Here is a 14973-nt window from a genome sequence, read left to right on the forward strand (position 1 = left end):
GGTCGTGCTGCGGTGTGCTCACGGCAGCAGCCAGTCGACGGGGCGCTGGGAGGCGAGATGGACGGCGCCGCTGACGGGTGTCGTCGAGTCGGGCGCCGCTGGTGGACCGCCGCCGCGGGACCAGGCGTACCCCGACTTCGTCGCCGAGGAGCGCTTCAGCCGTATCTGGACGGCCAGCGGACGGCCCTCGCGGGTGAACTGCTGTGCCAAGTCCTTGTCTCCCAGGAAGCCGCTGATCTGCTGCCGGGTCTGCGGGGTCCGTCCGACGGCCCGCACCGTGCCGCGCAGCATCCCGTACCGGTCCGTGGGCACGGAGCCGACGGTCAGGTCGACCTTGGCGCCCACCGGCACCGTCGCCGCCCTGTCCGCGGGGACGTAGAGCATGGCCACCAGCGGGTCGCCGGAGCTCTTGACGCGTTCGACGGTCGCCACGTCAGCTCCGGTGGTGACCACGGCGCCGACCTCGGCAGCCAGCGAGGTGACCCTGCCGCGGGCCACCGCGCGTACCGCGCGTACGCCGCGGTCCGTGCGCACACTCAGCACCGGCGCGTCCTTCTCCACCAGTTGCCCCGCCTTGGCGTGCACGGCGGTCACCTGGCCCGCGACCGGGCTCTGCAGCAGGTAGCTGCCCTGGGTGTGGGTGAGGACGCCGGCGGCGGTGAGTTTGGAGGAGACCGTGCCGGTGACGGCCCAGACGGAACCCGCAGCCATCACCACAAGAGTGACGACGAGTACGAGAAGGCCCTGCGGCCGCGCGAAACGTACCGGAACGTCGAGTTCTTCGGGCGATTGCAGCTTGGCAAGCGCCTTTTGCCGGAACTCCACGACACCTTTCCTTCACGGTTGTTTCTACGGCCGGTCACCGAAGTGGCGGCAACGGCGCACGACCGTAACACATAAGCCCCGGAACAAAGTTCCGGGGCTAATGCTCGACCCATCGCCCAAGGGCTTTCTTGCGCAGCCCGGAAGGGACACGGGAAAGGTGTCAGTCAATGACTCGAAGAGTCGGTCGACGACACCGGAATTCCTGGCAGATGCTCAGGACTGGACGCCGACGGAGGCGCCGACGCTCGGGGTCTGCGCGGAGGCGACGCCGATGCCGGGGACGCCGAGGCCGCCGGCGATGTCGCCGGCCACGCCCTCGACGCCGCCGACGGTGTTGGCGACAGTGTGGAGCTGCTCACTCACGACGCCGCCGGCAACGGCGTCCAGCTCGGCGTCGGCAAGCTCAGCGGTCTCGATCTGGTGACGCATGAATGCGCTTCCCTTCATTGCTTTCGGGTTTATGAGGGGGACTCGCCCCGAGCGGCAGAAAATGCCGATCAGGGCGCTCATCAGTCGGGCGTGGTCACACCCGGAAAACCGGACGAATTCGGAACCGGTAGCGGTCGTTCCGCCCGACTGCTCGAAGAGCGAAACACGCCGGTGCAGCCATCCGCCACTTGAGGGTCCACTCGTCTCAAGATCTCCACATGGTGCACCGCCTGGTGAAGAGTCAGCACACCCCCGCCTCTTTTGTGCCACCCGGATCGGCGGCTTGTCCGCGCCGCTCGTTCTTGACGGCTCTGTGCGGGCTGCCTACCGTTCACCCCAGGACAAGGGACGTTCTACCTCCGGCAGTTGGGAATCACTCGATGCCGCACGAGTACGTCAGCTCCGTACCGTTCCGCGCCGGGAGCGAGGGCTACGCCAGCTTCCGCATCCCCGCCGTCGTCCGCGCGGCCGACGGCACCCTGCTCGCCTTCGCCGAGGGCCGGGTCGACTCGGCCAAGGACAGCGGGGCCATCGACATCGTCCTCAAACGTTCCACGGACGGAGGGCGCAGCTGGGGCCGCCTGGCCGCCGTGGCCCGCTACGGCGACAGCGCGGGCGGCTCGGCGGGCGCCGGCCGCCGGGGCCGGGACTCCGGCGACGACCCGGCCGAAGGCACCGCCGGCAACCCGGCGCCCGTCGTCCTCGACGACGGCCGCGTCCTCCTCGTCTTCGTCACCAGCGCGGCCGACGCCACCGAGGAGCGCATCCGGCGCGGCGAGGTCGGCGCCGGGCAAGGGCGCCGCGTATGGGTGCAGTTCAGCGAGGACCACGGCCTCGGCTGGGACGCGCCCCGCGAGATCACCGGCACCGCCAAGCACCCCGACTGGCGCTGGTACGCCACCACCCCGGGCCACGCCCTCCAGCTGAGCTCCGGACGGGTCCTGGTCCCCGCCAACCACTCAACGCCGCCCACCCTCTCCGGCGACGACGGCACCGAGGGCCGCTACAACGGCGGCCACGACCTCCTCAGCGACGACGGGGGCGCCACCTGGCGGATCGGCTATGTGGACGACAACCCCGACGGCCGGATCAACGTCAACGAGACCACCGCCGCCGAACTGACCGACGGCACCGTCTACCTCAACACCCGCAACGACTCCGAGGTGCCCGAACACCGCGCCGATGCCCGCTCCACCGACGGCGGCGAGACCCTGACCGCACCCTTCGGCCCCCAGCCCAACCTCACAGCTCCCGTTGTCGAGGCATCGGTGCTGCAGCTGCGCGACCCCGACGTGCTGCTGTTCTCCGCGCCCTCGCGCCCCGACACCCGGTACCGGATGTCCGTACGCGCCAGCACGGACGGCGGCGTCACCTGGCGCGAGGTCCACACCGTGGACGAGCGACGGGCCGCGTACTCCGATCTGGTCCGGGCCGACCAGGAGACCGTCGGCCTCCTCTACGAGACCGGCGGCGACAGCGCCTACGAGACGATCACCTTCCGGCGTATCCCGGTCACGGACCTGGTCTGATCCCCGCTAGTCTCGACCGGATGCCCCGCCTTCAGCGCATCACCACCCGTAACGCCCGCTTCCAGCAGTGGCAGGCCCTCCTGACCAACCGCACCAAGCGGCAGCGCGCCGGAGAGTTCCTGGTCCAGGGCGTACGGCCGATCACGCTCGCCGTCGAGCACGGCTGGCCGATCACAGCACTTCTGTACGCCGAGGGCCGCCGGCTCTCCGGCTGGGCCCGCGAACTGCTCGACTCGCCCGCACCCGGCGAGCGCGTCGCCATGGCACCCGAACTGCTCGCCGAGCTGAGCGAGCGCACGGAGGGCGACGCCGAACTGGTCGCCGTCGTACGGATGCCACAGGACGATCTGGACCGCATCCCGGTGGGCCCGGCCTTCCTCGGCGTCCTCTTCGACCGCCCCACCAGCCCCGGCAACATCGGCACCCTCATCCGCTCCGCCGACGCCTTCGGCGCCGACGGGCTGATCGTCACCGGGCACGCCGCCGATGTCTACGACCCCAAGTCCGTCCGCGCCTCCACCGGCTCCCTCTTCTCCCTCCCCGCCGTCCGCGTCCCCTCCCCGCGCCAGGTCGACGACTGGCTCTCGGCCCACGACATCACCGTCGTCGGCACCGACGAACACGGTGAGACGGCCCTGTTCGACGCCGATCTGACCGGCCCCGTCCTCCTCCTGGTCGGCAACGAGACCACGGGCCTGAGCACCACCTGGCGCAACCGCTGCGACCACACCGTCCACATCCCCATGCAGGGCTCCGCCTCCTCCCTCAACGCCGCGAACGCCGCCACAGCGACCCTGTACGAGGCAGCCAGACAGCGGCACCTTGGCTCTGCCCAGTAGGCCGACGCAGGCGGTTGACTTGGACGAACGCTCGGGCGGTAAAGTATTCGGCTTGTTACGGTACGCACGCACGTAGACACAGACTGCGGCGTGACGAGCACGGGGGAATCGAGTTCACCAAATGGCAGGGGGGAAGGCGTTGTCCTTCAAAGAACAGGGGAGCAGCTCGGGCGAAACCGCCGGTATGCGACTCGATGGAACACCGAATAATGCCGAGGGGAAGGGTGCAGCGGACCTGTCGGTCTCGGCGGCTGACAAGCGTGCTGCTGCCGGTTACATCGAGACGGAGCTCGGTCCGGCTGCGGTACGCGAGGGCGGCCAGGCTGTGCTGGCATCGACCAGTGTGTTCGGCAGCAGCAACACTACGCCGGGCGAGCTGCGGGGCTGGGACACCAGAAAGGGACTCGACTTCTGCTTGGAGCGGTGGGACGCGGCTTGGAAGAAAGCCACCAACCGTCTCAGAAGCGAGATGCACGCCCTCAACGCCACAAAGGTCGCTTTCCAGAACCAAGAGCTTGATAGGGTTCGCGACTTCAACAGCCTGCTGACCCCGCCCAGCAGCAGCCGCCTCAACGACCTGTGAGAGGCGGGCCGACATGGAACTGACGTACCACGACATCATGAATGCCCACTTCTCGGCACTCACTGAGACGGCCAAGAACTGGCGGTCGATGGCCAAGCGTTGCGGCACGCTGCGGGACAACTACCGCGACCACGTGCGCAAGAGAGTCAAGGGGTGGGCCGGGGAATCCGCGGGAGCCTTCTGGATTTCATCGGACATTACGCTCCACGAACTGTCCGCAGCGAAAAGCCAGGCGAACAAGATCGCCAAACTGTTGGACGACGCCCACGGGCGCCTGGTCGAGGCACGGAACCATCTGAAGAAGGTTCGCGACCAAGCCATCCATGAAGGCGGCATGAAGGTTGACGCGTACGGCAAGTGCAACCTCGACACCAGCAAGATGACGGACGAGGAAGCACAAGGGGCTCTCCGCGACCCCAGTCGTATGGACACCGAAGCCAAATGGAATCGCCGCATCCAAGAGGCGGTCAAACATGTCGACGACGTCGACTACGAGAATATGCTCTCTCTTAAAGCGGCTGCGAGAGACAAAGACGGAAAAGGCGAGTCAGGTGGATTCAACAGCAAGGCCGTCGGTGATGTGGAGAAATACGCCGCTCACCGATCTGCCGACCTTGCCGGTCGCCTCGACTCCTTGAAGGACGGCGGCGGCCTGAGCGCTGGGGAACGGCACGAACTCCAGGTGATGCTGCGCGCGAACGCCGACGACAAGCAATTCACCCGCACCATGCTCAACTCTCTTGGGCCGCGAGGTCTGATCGATGCCACCAATCAGATGAACGCTTTGGCCTACCGATCTGATAAAGCTCACGGGGACCAGTATCTCGGCATGGAGAAGTCGCTCGCCAACGCTCTGGCGACAGCTACCAAAGTGCCCGTATTTCGAGATGGAAACGGCAAGAAGATTAAGTTGGGTTCCTCGGAGTACGGGAAGAGGTACTCCGCTTGGCTGCACAGCAAGGACGGGGCCTTCTATGACGACTGGCGCAACAGAATGCGCAAGGCCGGCGTGGAAAAGTGGACGAATGAATCGAAAGAAGCAGGAGGAGTCGGTGGTGCTTCGACCTATGGTCGTGGTTACCAGAGCCTGGTGACGCTGATGAAGCACGGTGATGGGTATTCACCGCAGATGCTTTATGACTTGGGCGATGACGTTCGCGCGGCCGAGGAAAAAGATCCGAACATTTGGGATCACGCCGGCTTCGGCAAGAAGGCATCCCACGCTGGTCCTCCTGAAATGCATGACGGCCGCTTCGAAAATGACCCTTACGATGGCCTGCTTAAGATCATGTCCAAGGACCCGGACACTGCTGCCGGCTATCTGGATTCAGCCTCGGACGCAGATTTGTCAAAAGACGGGGTGCAGAAGAACGATCGCCTTGAATATCTCGCCAAGAAACGAGAATGGGAGATCGTGGACACTGACGCGTACGACAATAATGACACGCTCGATAAAGATGCTCGGGAAGGATTTAAGGCGGCGCTGAAAGCCGGGGCCACTGGTCGACTTCCGGATGACCCATCACCGATGAAGACTCCAGCCCACTCGGAGGCAAACGCCGGTGTGATGGAGGAGACAGTACGCGTTCTCGGTAAACCGGTGGACGGGGAAGAGACACATCCGCTCACCGAGAACGAAGACAAGAAAGGAGATCTCGCCGACATGAGAGGCATGCTCGGCGAGCTGATCGCCGACTATCCTGCGGATGTGCAACGGAATGTGACAGGGGACGACGAATACCAGGCGAAGGGCGCCGCTGCGAATTTCGACAGCGGAGCCCTGGAGGGGTTCTTGAACAAATTGGGGCGCGATCCCCATGCCTACGCCGTCATCCAGGCTTCCCAGCAAAACTACACCCTTGAACATCTCCATGACGTGATCAACGGTATGGGGCCGGGGACAGACAGGAGTGACGCACAAAGTCTGACAGATGACGCGGTAGCAGGCGGGGCACACGTCTCTGGAGCACTTAGCGAAGCCAAGGCGGATGCGCTCTACGAGGACAAAGTCAGTAATGCCAGGGAATTCAACGACCGTGCTGATAAGGCGAATGCTTGGGTGAACAGGTTCATCGGCATCGGTACGGGAAGCATGCTTGCTAAGCAGGGGCCCGAAGCGCATGTAGCTACGCCGGTTGGCTGGGCGCAAGAGGACGCCAACACAGCGATTATGAAGTTGATCAAAAAAGATGTTCCGCAAATCTCCGATAATGCAGAGGATAAAGGTAGGTACGAATATACAAATTCCCGAAAGAATGTTGTGGATTTTTCCCGGGACTGGGCTGAGAGGTTCGGCAGGGAGAAAGGGCTGGATGAGAAAATACTGGAAGGGGTCAAGGATGGCGCTCGGAAGGGTGCCCTCGTCTGGTTCAACGATGGCTCGCACACTGCTGGGTCCCATGGAAATGTCAGCCCGGCTTCGTAGCGGTGTCGCCCGTCATGAGAGGGGTCGAGGAGGAGGAAGTGTAACTGGTCGCGCTTTTCTTTGGGTGTCCGTTATGCTGTTGCTCAGCTCTTCCTGTGGCATGTCTCCCGAGCGGGATTATGCGATTCCGCGAAAACTCTGCGAACTTGACATTCCCAAGCGATACTACTCTCCGCTCTTCGGTCCCGGAAAGGAGGTAGAAAAGGACCCGCACTGGGAGTGGGGAAACCCGAGAGACTCGCAAGGCTGCAATTACTTCGTGGACGGCGACGTTTCAGTGTATGTGATGGGAAGATGGGCGAAACTGAATGATTCCGTTGAGCCGAGCACCCCGGGTGAGCTGATCAAAGAGCACGACTCCGAAGCTGAGTCGAGAAAGTATCCTGGTCGTTATGACGTGGCGACTTGGTCCTCCGGTGCGGTTGCTGCAATAGATTGTGCACGTCCCAAGAAACACCCCGAAAGGTCGTTCACCAGGTTCCTCGTTGACATCTATGCGAACGACACACCGCTCAACGACGACCCCGATCGAGCCCACAAGGTATTCGGAAAGCTCGCTCAGGTTGCCACAGTCCAGATCGAGAAGAAGCTGCCTTGCCAAGGTGGATGATCGCCTATTCGTTCGCGGCGCCCGGAATGCGCTCGATGAGGGAGTGATCGTCTTCACGTCGGGTGACGGCGGCGTGGTGCAGGGTCGGATGGCAGGATGCGGCGTATGACTTCTGTTGCCTCTACGACTGCCGATGGCCGTGCGCCCAAGAAGGATCCCTGGGAGTTGCCCGACGTCTCCGGGATGCGTGTCGGGGTGCTCGGCGGGACCGGGGACCAGGGACGGGGGCTGGCGTACCGGCTCGCGCGGAGCGGGATGGCCGTGACCATCGGGTCGCGTGCCGCCGAGCGGGCGCAGCAGGCGGCCGAGGAGATCGGGCACGGGGTGCGGGGCGCGGACAACGCAGAGTGCGCCCGCGAGTCCGACATCGTGATCGTGGCTGTTCCGTGGGAGGGGCACGCCAAGACGATCGAGTCGCTGCGCGAGGAGCTCGCGGGCAAGCTCGTCGTGGACTGCGTCAACCCGCTGGGGTTCGACAAGAAGGGTGCTTACGCGCTGGTGCCCGAGGAGGGCAGCGCCGCCGAGCAGGCGGCGGCCCTGCTGCCCGAGTCGCGGGTGACGGCCGCCTTCCACCACCTGTCCGCCGTGCTGCTCTCCGACCCGGAGGTCGAGGAGATCGAGACGGACGTGATGGTGCTGGGTGAGGTGCGCGCCGACTGCGAGATCGTGCAGGCGCTGGCCGGCCGCATCCCCGGGATGCGCGGCGTGTTCGCCGGACGGCTGCGCAACGCGCACCAGGTGGAGTCGCTGGTCGCCAACCTCATCTCCGTCAACCGGCGCTACAAGGCACACGCGGGCGTCCGCCTCACCGACATCTGAGGGACCGGGCCGGTATCCGGGGACAGGGACGGCAGTCGGACGGCAGGTAGGGGACGGTGGGGGAGCGGAGGATCCCCGGCGGCGGCTGGACGGTCGCCGTCGTGGTGGCGGCGGTGCTCGCGAGCTGCTCGCAGCGGGGCGGGGGCGGCAGCGAGTCCGACGGCGGGAAGGGCGACCGGCACGGGCCCGCGCCGCTGAGTGTCGCGGCCGTGGAGCGGATGGCCGACGGGCCCGGCGCGAGCTGCCCCGTCCGCTACGACCTGGCCGACGCGGCGCGGTCCGCCGGAGTGGACGGCGCGGTCAAGGAAGGCTCCGTCGAGGGCGAACTCCCGGACGGCGCCGACTCACCGCTGGCCCAGTCGAAGGGCGCCCTCGTCGACTGCGGCTACCGGCTGGGCGAGGAGCGGCTGCGCCTCTTCACGGTCGGCGTCCGGAAGGGGCACGCGGTCAATGTCCTGCTGCCCCAGATCCAGCACGACGCCGAGATCCCGATGGACGACCTCCTCGCCTACGCGCGCCGGGCCCAGCGGGCCCGGCGCGGCGAGGTCCTGCTCACCTCCAGCGGGAACGTCGCCGCCGTGCGGCTGCCGGTGACGGGGAAGGGCGACATCGCCCTCGTCGTCAGCATCGGCGAGCATCTCACGCGGCTCTCCCGTGAGCGGTTCACGGACCTGACGACCCGGCTCGCTGACCAGGCGCGGGGCTGACTGCGGCGCCGGGCCGGCGCCGGTTGCTCGCGCTACTGCTGCAACTCCGCGAGCCGTTCGAGGTCGTCGCGTACGGCCTCGCGCTCCGGTGCGGTGAGGCGGCCTGCGGCGTCGGTGGCCTCGGTCAGTGCCCGGGTGGCCGTCTCCTCGTCGCCGAGGCGTCCGGCGACATCCGCGCGCAGCACGAGGAGGCGGAACCGCTGCTCGGGTGTGGGCTGTTCGTCGTGCAGCCCCAGCGCCCGGTCGATGATCCGCGCGGCGCCCGCCGGGTCCTCCCTGGAGTCGGCGAGGAGGGAGGCGTGGTGCAGGGCCCGCGCGAATGTCTCCTTGGGCGCGGGCCGGTGGTGCGGGTCGTCGCTCGTCGGTTGCCCGATACGCAGACAGTTGCCGCCCGGATCGGTGAGCAGGAACTGCCGCACGCCATACGTGGTGTCCTTGAGCAGCCCTATCCGCGGCAGCCCCCGGGTCGGGACGCGTCCGTACGCGGACTTGAGCGCGGCGCGGAAGGACCTGTGCAGTCCGTCGACGTCGTCGGTCCGGATCGCGCACGTGCTGTACGAGGCGGTGGGGTCGTACTGCTTCATCCCGAAGAAGTGCAGCTCCACGCCGCCGCGCTGGACCACCGCGTACGGGTTGGGGCTCTTCTGCTGGAAGGTCACCTCGAATCCGAGGGCGAGATAGAAGTCGAGGACGGGCTGGAGGGTCCTGCACGGCAGGATCGGTGTGGTCGTCTCTCCCATGCCGACACTCTAGTCAAGTTTGACTAGCTGCGCCGCCGTGTAACCGTCCGTGCCGGTGGGCACCCCGCCCCTCGGACATGCGGGCCGCGCGCACCCCGCACATCATGGGTGGAGCGGCGACCGGCAACGCGGCGCGCGCCCGCCAGGAGGCACGGATGGCACAGCAGCCCGTACCCGCCGCCGGACGGGCCGGGACGACGAGTGACGAACATGCCTACACGCCGGACCCGCGGCGCTGGAAGGCGCTGTCGGTCTGCCTGATCGTCGGCTTCATGTCCCTGCTGGACGTCTCGATCGTCAACGTCGCCCTGCCCGCCATCGAGAAAGGGCTGGGTGCCTCGGAGTCCGCCCTATCCTGGGTGGTCTCCGGCTACGCCCTCACCTTCGGACTCGTCCTCGTCCCCTCGGGGCGGATCGGCGACGCGCTCGGCAGGCGCACCGCCTTCCTGGGCGGCCTGACCCTGTTCACCGTCGCCTCCATGGCCTGCGGCTTCGCCCAGGGCGCCGGATGGCTGGTGCTGGCCAGACTGGTGCAGGGCGTGGGCGGCGGACTGCTGATGCCGCAGATCTCCGGCATGATCCAGCAACTCTTCCGCGGCGCCGAGCGCGGCAAGGCATTCGGCATGCTCGGCTCCACCATCGGCCTGTCCACCGCGGTCGGCCCGCTGCTTGGCGGGCTGCTCATCGCGGTCTTCGGCGCCGACGAGGGCTGGCGCTGGGTGTTCTTCGTCAACCTGCCCATCGGCATCATCGCCTTCCTGCTCGCGCTTCGCCTGGTGCCGCACGCCTGCGCCGAGCGCGACACCGAGCACCGCCACACGCTCGATCCGTTCGGCGTGCTGCTGCTGGGTGCGGGCGTGCTCGCCGTGCTGCTGCCGCTGGTGCAGGAGCGGCAGTGGCACGGCCAGGCCAAGTGGCTGCTGGTGCTTCTGGGGACGCTGCTGATCGTCGCCTTCGTGTGGTGGGAGCGGATCTACCAGCGGCGCGGCAAAGAACCCCTGGTGGACCTGCGGCTCTTCCAGGACCGCTCCTACTCGCTCGGGACGCTGCTGGGGCTGGTCTACTTCGCCGGATTCACCACGATCTTCTTCATCTTCACCCTCTTCCTGCAGAACGGGATGCGCTACTCCGCGCTGCAGGCCGGGCTGACGCTGACCCCGTTCGCCGTCGGCTCCGCGATCTCGTCGGCCGTCGGCGGCCGGTACATCACCCGGGTGGGCAGGCCGTTGATCGCCGCCGGTCTGGTGCTCGTCCTGCTGGGGCTGGGCGGCGCGGCGCTGGCCGTGCACGAGGTGCAGAACAGCAGCGTGGGCTGGGCCCTGACCGCACCCATGCTCTGCGCGGGGCTCGGTTCGGGGCTGGTCATCTCACCCAACCAGACCCTCGCCCTGCGCTCGGTGCCCGTCGCCCAGGGCGGCGCCGCGGGCGGGGTGATCCAGACCGGCCAGCGGATCGGCTCCGCCGCCGGGATCGCCGCTGTGGGCGCCGTCTTCTTCGCCTGGCTGGCCAGCAGCCACAACTGGGCGACAGCGCTGGACTACGGGCTGCTCACGGCCGCCTGCTTCGTCGCGGGCGCGCTGGCCGTGGCCGTGGCGGACATCGGGTACGGGCGCCGCGCCGCCCGCGCCGCCGCCCGGAATGCGGCCGGCCGGGAGGGGTGAGGGAGAATGGCCGGTGCACACCCGCGCACCCCGGCGCGCCGTCCTCTCGTTGGAGACCGAGCCATGTCAGCCCCCACCCGCCGCATCCCGCAGGGCCTCGCCCTCTACGCGACCGTCATCTGCGTCCTCGCCGTCGCCGCAGCCGTGGTCTCCTTCGCGAACGGCAGCTGGCTCGGCATCGTCTGGGTCCTGCTGGCGGGCCTGACCTCGAACATGGCCTGGTACTACCACCGCCGCCGCACGGCACGGGGTGCCGAGTAGTCGGACGTTGCGACTCGGGTCGCTGCCCCGCACTCCCTGCGACGAGACAGGGTCCGGCAGCATCAGCGGCGGCCCACGCCCCAACGTTCGACGGCCCTACGGCAGCAGCACGTTCTGGGGTTCGCCCTCCCAGAAGCGGAAGTACTCCAGACCGAGGAAGGTCTCGAAGTCGGAGACGTTCATTCCGCGCAGCAGGCCGTCGACGAAATCCCAGAAGACCTCGTTGACCTGCGGAATCCACAGACAGCCGAAGACGATCAGCAGGCCGAACGGGGCGAAGGGCTCCGCCTGCTGCCGGGCCCGCGGGGACAGCCAGGGCTCGATGATGCCGAAGCCGTCCAGCCCGGGCACGGGCAGCAGGTTCAGCAGCGCGGCCGTCACCTGGAGCAGCGCGAGGAAGGCGAGGGCGCTGCGGAAGGCGACGGGTACGTCACGCATGGCGTCGAGCCAGAACGGCGCGGTGAGCACGGCCGCGAACAGCGCATTCGTCAGCGGTCCCGCCGCCGAGATCACGCTGTGCTTCCAGCGCCCCGCGATCCGGCCGCGTTCGATGTAGACGGCGCCGCCGGGCAGCCCGATGCCGCCGAGGATGACGAAGATCACCGGCAGCACGATGCTGAGCATCGCATGGGTGTAGTGCAGCGGGTTCAGCGTCAGATACCCCTTCGCGCCCACCGACACATCCCCCGCGCCGAGCGCGGACCGCGCGTGTGCGTACTCGTGCAGGCACAGCGAGACGATCCAGCCGGAGACGACGAAGAAGAACACGGCGACGCCTGTGACGTCGGCCCAGCCGGCCCAGACCCCCCAGCCGGAGAGCGCCATGACGGCGACCAGTCCGAGGAAGACCGGGCTGATCCGGTGGTGGTCCGGGTGGGTGGCTGCGCTGGTCATGGGGCCAGACCGTACCGGCAGCCTGGCATGCGCCGCGAACCGCGCGCACGATACGGGCCGTTGGTACGCGAGCGCGCCATTGGTCCGTGTCGGCCCGGCCGCCGTCGCGCGTATCGGCCGCGGTCAGCTCCGTGAGCCGGTCGCGACAGGTGCCGCTCCCGGCTCCGTCGCGGGCGCGGGCGGCGGCCCCTGCTCCCTCCCCACCCCGCGCCCGCCCACCAGGGAGACCAGCGTGACGCCCCCGATGAGCAGCGCGGCGGCGAGGGCGTCCAGCGTGGTGATGCCCTCGCCGAGCAGCAGTGCGGCTGAGGTCATCCCGAACACCGGTACCAGCAGCGTGAAGGGTGCGACGGACGAGGCGTCGTACCGTCGCAGCAGAAAGCCCCATACGCCGAAGCCGAACAGGGTGGCGGCCCAGGCGACGAAGCACAGGGCGCCCAGCCCTGCCAGATCGACGGAGCGGAGCGCGGCGAGATCGGCGTCCGGCCCCTCGAACAGCAGCGAGAGGACGAACAGCGGAAGCGGCGGGACGAGACTGACCCACACCATCCACGACAGTGCGTCCGGCGGTGCGGCCTTGCGGGTCAGCACATTGGCCACGCCCCAGGCCGCTGCGGCGGCGATCACCAGGAGGAAGGCGCCCAGCGGCCCCGAGGCACCCTGGCCGACGGCGGCCACCGCTATCCCGGACAGCGCCACGGCCATCCCCGCCAGTCGTACGCGGCCGAGCCGTTCGCCCAGCGCCACGGCGGCGAAGGCGGCGGTGAAGACCGCCTGCACCTGGAGGACGAGCGAGGAGAGCCCGGCAGGCATGCCCTGCCGCATGCCGAGGAACAGCAGCCCGAACTTCGCGACTCCCAGCGCCAGTCCCACTCCCAGGACCCAGCGCAGCGCCACCTGGGGACGGCGGACGAAGAAGACGGCGGGCAGCGCGGCGATCAGGAACCGCAGCCCGGAGAAGAGCAGTGGCGGAAAGTGCCGCAGCCCGATGTCGATGACGACGAAGTTGACGCCCCAGAGGGCGGCAACCAGCACCGCGAGGGCGCAGTGGAGAGGACTCAGACGCATGTCCCGATCGTCACCGGCCGAACTGTTCAGCACCAGCACGGATTCGTGCATGGTTGGATTCAGCAATACTGAACTTTCTTGCGGGAACAGTCCCAGTGGGAGCACCCGCGCACGGAGGGAGGCACCCAGACCATGCTCGATCTGTCCAGGCTCCGGGCCCTGCACGCCGTCCAGCTGCACGGCTCGGTGGGCGGCGCCGCTCAGGCACTCGGCTACACCCCCTCCGCCGTCTCGCAGCAGATCGCCAAGCTGGAGCGGGAGACCGGCACCACCCTGCTGGAGCGGCAGGGGCGCGGCATCGCGCTGACGGACGACGCGCTGATGCTCGTCCGCACGGCCGGTCAGATGCTCGACCTGGCCGAGCAGGCCGAGGTCGCACTGGAGGAGCGCAAGGGCCGCCCCGCGGGCCGGCTGCGGCTCGCCGCCTTCCCCAGCGGCGCCCGCGGCCTGATGCCCGGGGTGCTGGCCGAACTCGCCGCCGCCCACCCGGAACTGGACCTGCGGATGACGGAGGTCGACCCGCACCTGTCGGTGGGCCTGGTCGCCAGGGGCGAGATCGACCTGGCCCTCGCCCACGACTGGGACATCGCGCCGATGCCCGCGCCCGAGGGGGTACGCAGCATCCGGCTGGGCGAGGACCGCTGCGAGGTACTGGTACCGGCCGGGCATCCGCTCGCCGAGCGGGACACGCTGCGCACGGCCGACCTGGCCGGGCGGCGCTGGATCAGCCAGCCGCCCGGCACCGTCTGCCACGACTGGCTGCACACCACACTGCGCGGCGCCGGCCAGGAGCCGGATGTCGCCCATTACGTCGCGGAGTTCCAGACCCAGATCGCCCTCGTGGCGGCGGGTCTGGGCATCGCGCTGCTGCCCCGGCTCGGGCGGGGGCAGCTGCCGGACGGGGTGGTGCTGCGTCCGCTGGACCCTGTCCCCACCCGACGCCTGTTCGCCGTCACCCGCGACTGCCTCCTGCGCCGCCCGGCGGTCGGGGTAGCGCTGCGCGCCTTGCGCGACGCGACGGGCGGCGGACCGCTTCCGAAACGCTGCGAATGCGACCGACAGGGTGGTGTGGGCTCACCCAACGGGTGACCTTCCCCTGGGGATCTGCGCCGGAGGCCGATACGCCTGCTCTCCTGATGCTGTGCGAGTGCACATTCCCCGAATTCCCGCCGATGGGGGCGGAGCAGACCGGGGCAGCGAAAGGACACAGTATGAGGAAGTCGGCAACAACCCGCCGCGTACGGTCGTTGACGGTGGTCGCGGCGATGGCGACCGCTCTGGTCGGCATGGCGCCGGTTGCTGCGGTCGCCGGAGACGGCCCGGGCGGCGGCCACCACCACAAGCGCGGTTACGTCTGCGACCGGCTGGAGCAGCACGGCAAGGCCGCCGTCGGCAGCGGCCACTGCCGCGCCATCAACGCGCCTCGCCACGGCCACATCCGTGGCCACTTCACCATCGAGAACCGCAAGGGTCACCACCACCACAAGAAGGTGGTCTGCGTGAACAAGCACGGCAGCTCCGGCTACGCCAACACCCCCAAGTGGGTCCGCGGCACCCACTGCTACAAAGCCTGACGCTCCACC

Annotated in this window: 16 protein-coding genes; 11 read left to right on the plus strand and 5 right to left on the minus strand. The window is 68.2% G+C overall.

The genetic code is table 11. The features are described from left to right. Positions 1-18: 18 nt before the first annotated feature. Positions 19-825, minus strand: coding sequence for a biotin/lipoyl-containing protein (locus tag JW592_RS03830; protein WP_209263398.1), 807 nt, complete (start codon positions 823-825; stop codon positions 19-21). 213 nt (positions 826-1038) lie between these two features. Further along, on the minus strand, positions 1039-1254 hold the full coding sequence (locus JW592_RS03835) for a type A2 lantipeptide (RefSeq protein WP_209263399.1): 216 nt from the start codon (positions 1252-1254) through the stop codon (positions 1039-1041). 380 nt (positions 1255-1634) lie between these two features. Here JW592_RS03835 and JW592_RS03840 point away from each other — a divergent pair, with 380 nt between their 5' ends. The 7 genes from JW592_RS03840 to JW592_RS03870 all read left to right on the plus strand — a co-directional run bounded on the left by JW592_RS03840 (position 1635) and on the right by JW592_RS03870 (position 8766). Further along, positions 1635-2783, plus strand: a complete 1149-nt coding sequence (locus JW592_RS03840; protein WP_209263400.1) for a sialidase family protein — start codon at positions 1635-1637, stop codon at positions 2781-2783. Between the two features lie 20 nt (positions 2784-2803). Further along, complete coding sequence (locus tag JW592_RS03845) at positions 2804-3622, plus strand: TrmH family RNA methyltransferase (RefSeq protein ID WP_209263401.1); 819 nt, start codon at positions 2804-2806, stop codon at positions 3620-3622. Positions 3623-3743: 121 nt separating this feature from the next. Next, a complete protein-coding gene (locus JW592_RS03850; RefSeq protein WP_209263402.1) occupies positions 3744-4205 on the plus strand; it encodes a hypothetical protein in 462 nt (153 codons plus the stop codon). Between the two features lie 13 nt (positions 4206-4218). Further along, positions 4219-6630, plus strand: a complete 2412-nt coding sequence (locus JW592_RS03855; protein WP_209263403.1) for a DUF6571 family protein — start codon at positions 4219-4221, stop codon at positions 6628-6630. A 73-nt stretch (positions 6631-6703) separates the two neighbouring features. Then, the gene (locus JW592_RS03860) at positions 6704-7240 is read left to right on the plus strand and encodes a hypothetical protein (protein ID WP_209263404.1); all 537 of its coding nucleotides are present in this window, start codon (positions 6704-6706) and stop codon (positions 7238-7240) included. 105 nt (positions 7241-7345) lie between these two features. Next, the gene (gene npdG / locus JW592_RS03865; protein ID WP_209263405.1) at positions 7346-8059 is read left to right on the plus strand and encodes an NADPH-dependent F420 reductase; all 714 of its coding nucleotides are present in this window, start codon (positions 7346-7348) and stop codon (positions 8057-8059) included. Positions 8060-8115: 56 nt separating this feature from the next. Beyond that, entirely contained in the window at positions 8116-8766 is a 651-nt protein-coding gene (locus JW592_RS03870; protein ID WP_209263406.1) for a hypothetical protein, read from the plus strand. 32 nt (positions 8767-8798) lie between these two features. Here JW592_RS03870 and JW592_RS03875 read toward each other — a convergent pair whose 3' ends face one another. Continuing rightward, positions 8799-9506, minus strand: a complete 708-nt coding sequence (locus JW592_RS03875; protein WP_209263407.1) for a bleomycin resistance protein — start codon at positions 9504-9506, stop codon at positions 8799-8801. A 155-nt stretch (positions 9507-9661) separates the two neighbouring features. On the opposite strand from JW592_RS03875, the gene JW592_RS03880 reads away from it, so the two are divergent. Together JW592_RS03880 and JW592_RS03885 are read left to right on the plus strand one after the other, a co-directional pair. Further along, complete coding sequence (locus tag JW592_RS03880) at positions 9662-11167, plus strand: MFS transporter (protein WP_209263496.1); 1506 nt, start codon at positions 9662-9664, stop codon at positions 11165-11167. 63 nt (positions 11168-11230) lie between these two features. Further along, positions 11231-11428, plus strand: coding sequence for a hypothetical protein (locus JW592_RS03885; protein ID WP_209263408.1), 198 nt, complete (start codon positions 11231-11233; stop codon positions 11426-11428). 96 nt (positions 11429-11524) lie between these two features. Here the strand turns inward: JW592_RS03885 and JW592_RS03890 are convergent, their stop codons facing one another. Together JW592_RS03890 and JW592_RS03895 are read right to left on the minus strand one after the other, a co-directional pair. Next, positions 11525-12322 (minus strand): site-2 protease family protein, encoded by a 798-nt coding sequence (locus tag JW592_RS03890; protein WP_209263409.1) that lies wholly within the window; start codon positions 12320-12322, stop codon positions 11525-11527. A 123-nt stretch (positions 12323-12445) separates the two neighbouring features. Further along, a complete protein-coding gene (locus JW592_RS03895; protein ID WP_209263497.1) occupies positions 12446-13384 on the minus strand; it encodes an EamA family transporter in 939 nt (312 codons plus the stop codon). Positions 13385-13522: 138 nt separating this feature from the next. Here JW592_RS03895 and JW592_RS03900 point away from each other — a divergent pair, with 138 nt between their 5' ends. Both JW592_RS03900 and JW592_RS03905 read left to right on the plus strand, forming a co-directional pair. Continuing rightward, complete coding sequence (locus tag JW592_RS03900; protein WP_209263410.1) at positions 13523-14479, plus strand: LysR family transcriptional regulator; 957 nt, start codon at positions 13523-13525, stop codon at positions 14477-14479. Between the two features lie 122 nt (positions 14480-14601). Beyond that, complete coding sequence (locus JW592_RS03905) at positions 14602-14964, plus strand: hypothetical protein (RefSeq protein ID WP_229375100.1); 363 nt, start codon at positions 14602-14604, stop codon at positions 14962-14964. Positions 14965-14973: the final 9 nt, after the last annotated feature.

It is taken from the genome of Streptomyces spirodelae, assembly GCF_017676385.1.
Lineage (GTDB): Bacteria > Actinomycetota > Actinomycetes > Streptomycetales > Streptomycetaceae > Streptomyces > Streptomyces spirodelae.